The organism is Geobacillus sp. B4113_201601 (assembly GCF_001587475.1).
GTDB lineage: Bacteria > Bacillota > Bacilli > Bacillales > Anoxybacillaceae > Geobacillus > Geobacillus icigianus.
Genome location: NZ_LQYX01000051.1, coordinates 504 through 4,989 on the forward strand (window position 1 = coordinate 504; position 4,486 = coordinate 4,989).

A 4,486-nucleotide genomic window follows, 5' to 3' on the forward strand; every position below is an offset into this window, starting at 1 on the left:
ACTTCCACCAACAGCACCCGGCCATACCGTTGGGAAACAGGGGGGGCAGCGAAACAGGGGCCACCAACAGGGGAGCAAACACGTTTTGAAGAGTTCTCAACAATGGTTCCTCCAGCTCTTTTCATAAAGGCCATTCTGTGGTAAGACGTTTCATGGACTCTCTTCTTCCTGTTTTCGGTTGATGTCAACAATCACTATCATAGCAGGGAGAGAGTCCTTTTTGCATGAGATCCGCTTTTTCCTACCGCGCTTCGCTTGGTGGCCTCGCGAACAAAGGGAGGAGTGAATATATTTTCGGACGGTTTTCCGATCGATTCCCCATTCTCTCGCAATATGGGAAATACTCACTCCCTTTTCATACATCTCTTTGATCATGAAAGATTTCCCTTTCGTAATCATGAACCATAGCTCCTCTCATTGACACTATGGTTCTATTGCAAGTGGGGAATTTTATTCCGGCTATATTGAAGGTTTTATCATTGGCTTTAACAGACATTCCCCCTAAAGTAAAAAAGGAATCATACCGATTCCCTTATGCTTGAACATTCGTATTATTATCCGATTCCACTTGTTGATTGCATTCGTTTTCTAAATCCAACAGTTTTTTATCGTACATTTTAAAGAACGGCAAATATAGTAGGAAGGATATAATCACGTTGATGATCACCAATAGGATTGCTCTCCAATCTCCGCCAGTGGCCAAGTAAGCACCGATCGGTGCGGGCAAAGTCCATGGCGCTTTAACATACATTGGTTTCACTAAACCTACGGAAGTTGCAAAGTATGCAATGGTGGAAGTAACGATAGGAGTTATAATAAACGGGATAATTAATGTCGGGTTCAAAACAATAGGGATACCAAAAATAATAGGTTCGTTTATGTTAAAAATGCTAGGTACCACAGCTGTTCTTGCTAAATTTTTCATATACTTTGATTTTGCAAATATTAACATTGTGATTACCAGTCCCAACGTTGCGCCGGAACCGCCAATCCAGATAAACCATTGATATAAAGGTTCGGTAGCAACATGGGGAATTTTGCTTGCTCCTTGTGCAACCGCTTCAGCATTTTCAGCCAAATACATTTCCCAAAAAGGACGAGCCACCGAACCAACAATAGAAACACCATGAATACCAAAAGACCAGAAGAAGGTAATAAGAAAAACAGGAACTAAAACACCAAATAAACTGTCACCAACCTTAACAAGCGGTGAAGTAATGGTTTGGACAATCTCATGGAGGTTAACCCCCATTGCCACAGTAATAGTGGACATTAATACAATAACAACCGCAACCGGAATCAGCGCTTCAAAAGATCTGCTAACAGATACAGGTACCTGTTTCGGCAATTTTATTGTGATGTTCCTTTGCTTGCAAAATCTAAAGATTTCAACCGAAACAATCGATACCAATATTGTCACAAACAAACCTTGTCCGCCGAGATACTGCATTGGCATGACAAAACCCAGCTTTTCAACGACAGTAGGAGTAATGGTTAACAACAAAGCCGAAACGGCAATCAATCCACCGGATAACGGATCCACTTTATAAGAATTTGCCAAATTATATCCAATCCCGAAAGCAATGTAGAAAGACATAATAAACATTGTCATCCGGTAAGGTATTAAAATCTCAGTCGCATGTGCTGTCAACCATTGAGTAACCTTCCATTTTTCAGGCAAAGGAGGAAACGCAAAAACCAAAAAAAATGAACCGACAATAATAAAAGGAAGAGCAGAAACAACACCATCGCGAATGGCTAAAAGATGTCTTTGCTCTGCTAATCTTGCCATTGGATTTGAAACCTTTTGTTCAAGAAAATCAGTAAATTTGCTCAAAATTATCCCCCCATTTTAAACCCTTCTTAATCGAAATATTATTTCATTTACTTAATCAATTCTTTTAATGCTTTGTATAACGCAGGTCCTCCTAAAGGCGTATACGCTTGAGGCGGAATCGGCCGGCACGGGATTCCCACTTCATCTGCTTGCTTTTTAATATTGTCAAACCTGTGCCTGATCTGTGGAGCAACCATGCATACATCCCAGCCCAATCCAATTTCTTGCTGCACCTCGTTTGATCCGATAGCCTTCACCTCTAAATGTAATCCGTGTTTTTTCGCTTCTTTTTTCAAGGCATCGACAACAATCGCGCTTGACATACCCCCGGAACATACAAATAACACTTTCATTTGATCATCTCCCCGCAAATAAATGAAAAGGCTTTCTTAATTTATCTTTATTATAAAAGATATGAAAAAAAAAATTCAATAAATCTTTATAAAAACATAGAATTTAATTTCATGATCTGCTATTATAAATTTAGTAAAGAAATTACATTGGGGGGTTTTACATGAATCTTGAACCAGAAATATTTAGTATCATTTCAAATGGAGGCGATGCCCGTGCAATTGCTTATGAGGCATTGCAACTCGCCTATGAAAAAAAGTTTGATTTATCTAAGAAAAAAATGTGTGAGGCACACAATATCTTGAATAAAGCCCACAACACCCAAACAAAACTGATTCAGGCCGAATTAAACAACGAACAGATTGATATGTCACTATTATTGGTGCATGCCCAAGATCACCTCATGACTGCTATCAGCGAAATGAGCCTCATTGAGCAGATAATAAAAATATTGGAAAGAATAAACGATCTGGAACAAAGGATAAATCTAGAAGGCCGGTGAAAAACCGCTGATTCCTTTCATCAATGGGAGAATGAGCGAAAAGCAGGACCGATGTCACAAGGCTTTTCTAAATGAGAAATAACATTGTAAAGCGGTATCCACGATTAAATCACCAGCCTCCCAGGAGGAAAATAAATATGAAAAAATTAGGCATTTCTATTTATCCTAACCATTCGAACATTGATGACGATAAATCTTACATTAAAACGGCATATGAATACGGATTCCGGCGGATGTTCACTTGTCTTTTATCCATCGATGCAGATAGGGAATTGGTTTTATTAAATTTTAAAGAAACCATAAATTTCGCAAAAAATTTAGGCATGGAAGTAATTTGCGACATGAACCCGAGGATTTTTGATCAATTGAACATTTCTTATGACGACCTTTCCTTTTTCGCTGAATTGAATGTTGACGGCATTCGATTAGACCTTGGCTTTACTGGAAAAGAAGAAGCATTTATGACATATAACCCCTATAATTTAAACATTGAAATTAATATGAGTAATGATACAAAATACTTAGAAAATATTTTGAGCTATAAACCAAATAAAGAACGTTTAATTGGGTGTCACAATTTTTATCCCCATCGTTATTCCGGGCTTTCTTATGATTTCTTCATAAAATGCAGCAAAAAATTTAAAAGATACGGTTTAAGAACTGCCGCCTTTGTTTCATCGAATGAAGCAACATTCGGTCCATGGCCTATTGTAGAGGGATTACCTACTTTAGAAATGCACCGCGGTCTTCCTATTGACGTCCAAGCAAAACATTTATTTGCCACCGGAGCAATTGACGATGTTATCATCGGAAACGCATATGCTTCAGAGCAAGAACTGAAATTGTTAAGCAACATAAATAAAGACATGATCACTTTAAATATAAAAGTGGAAGATACCACCTCAGATTTAGAAAGAAAAATTCTATTTGAAGAACCCCATTTTTATCGCGGGGATGTTTCCGAATATATGATCCGTTCAACCCAAAGCAGAGTGAAATACCGGGGATATCCATTCCCGCCCCATAATACAAGAGATATCAAACGAGGAGATATAATTATTGAAAGCGATTTATATAAACAATATGCGGGTGAGTTACAAATTGCCTTAAAAGATATGAAAAATTCGGGAAGATCGAATGTTGTCGGGAGGATAAGGGAAGAAGAGATCTTTTTAATCGATTATATTCAACCTTGGGGAAAATTTGCTTTCACAGAATGGAAATAAGTGATGAATTGAACTGTTGCAATTCTCCAATCCAAATTATTTTATTTCAAAAAATGAATTCCTGAAGCAATCTTTCGCCAACGAATTGTAGAAAGAACACGATGTTTTATTGATCAACCATGAAACAAATGTAGAGATAAGAACGAAAATTGAGAAGGGAGGTAAACAATGCTTGTCGTTGGATTAATGTCTGGAACATCCCTAGATGGAATTGATGCCTCACTAGTAAAAATCGACGGCTTTGGCACATCAACAAAAATAAAAGTGATTAAAAGTACTTTTCTCCCCTATGAACAAACTTTAAAAGAAGAATTGTTATCAGCAATGGACAAAAAAAGATCAAATGTGGAACAGATATGCAGTTTAAATTTTAAATTGGGCTATTTGTTTGCTGATGGGGTAAAAAAAGTTTGCAGAGAAGCGGATATCCCGCTTAGCCAGATCGATTTAATTGGTTCCCACGGACAAACTATATACCACCTTCCAAACCCTTTGCCTCCCTCTAGAAATGTTGATTTATCAAGGCTTTTCGGCCCCTCAGGGGTGTCCAAAAAATATTTTTCGACAAAA

General features: G+C 37.8%; 5 protein-coding genes and 1 pseudogene. 3 read left to right on the top strand and 3 right to left on the bottom strand.

The window, feature by feature from the left end:
• Positions 1 to 225 precede the first annotated feature (225 nt).
• From B4113_RS19495 to B4113_RS07975, 3 genes and pseudogenes are all read right to left on the bottom strand, one after another.
• A pseudogene (locus tag B4113_RS19495) lies at positions 226 to 399 on the bottom strand (helix-turn-helix domain-containing protein); the annotation flags it as partial.
• 133 nt (positions 400 to 532) lie between these two features.
• Positions 533 to 1,837, bottom strand: a complete 1,305-nt coding sequence (locus B4113_RS07970) for a PTS sugar transporter subunit IIC (RefSeq protein ID WP_033843345.1) — start codon at positions 1,835 to 1,837, stop codon at positions 533 to 535.
• A gap of 47 nt (positions 1,838 to 1,884) precedes the next feature.
• Positions 1,885 to 2,190, bottom strand: a complete 306-nt coding sequence (locus B4113_RS07975; RefSeq protein ID WP_033843344.1) for a PTS sugar transporter subunit IIB — start codon at positions 2,188 to 2,190, stop codon at positions 1,885 to 1,887.
• A gap of 161 nt (positions 2,191 to 2,351) precedes the next feature.
• On the opposite strand from B4113_RS07975, the gene B4113_RS07980 reads away from it, so the two are divergent.
• From B4113_RS07980 to B4113_RS07990, 3 genes are all read left to right on the top strand, one after another.
• The gene (locus B4113_RS07980) at positions 2,352 to 2,690 is read left to right on the top strand and encodes a PTS lactose/cellobiose transporter subunit IIA (RefSeq protein WP_033843343.1); all 339 of its coding nucleotides are present in this window, start codon (positions 2,352 to 2,354) and stop codon (positions 2,688 to 2,690) included.
• 137 nt (positions 2,691 to 2,827) lie between these two features.
• Positions 2,828 to 3,916 carry a DUF871 domain-containing protein gene (locus B4113_RS07985; RefSeq protein ID WP_061912399.1) on the top strand — a complete coding sequence of 363 codons (1,089 nt, stop codon included), beginning with the start codon at positions 2,828 to 2,830 and terminating at the stop codon, positions 3,914 to 3,916.
• A 168-nt stretch (positions 3,917 to 4,084) separates the two neighbouring features.
• A partial coding sequence (locus B4113_RS07990) for an anhydro-N-acetylmuramic acid kinase (RefSeq protein WP_201028605.1) occupies positions 4,085 to 4,486 on the top strand: 402 nt, incomplete at its 3' end.

What these genes read in the sequence shown, in the direction of transcription:
- B4113_RS07975 (WP_033843344.1), bottom strand. Translation starts at nt 2,190, where the DNA reads ATGAAAGTGTTATTTGTATGTTCCGGGGGTATGTCAAGCGCGATTGTT.
- B4113_RS07985 (WP_061912399.1), top strand. Translation starts at nt 2,828, where the DNA reads ATGAAAAAATTAGGCATTTCTATTTATCCTAACCATTCGAACATTGAT.
- B4113_RS07980 (WP_033843343.1), top strand. Translation starts at nt 2,352, where the DNA reads ATGAATCTTGAACCAGAAATATTTAGTATCATTTCAAATGGAGGCGAT.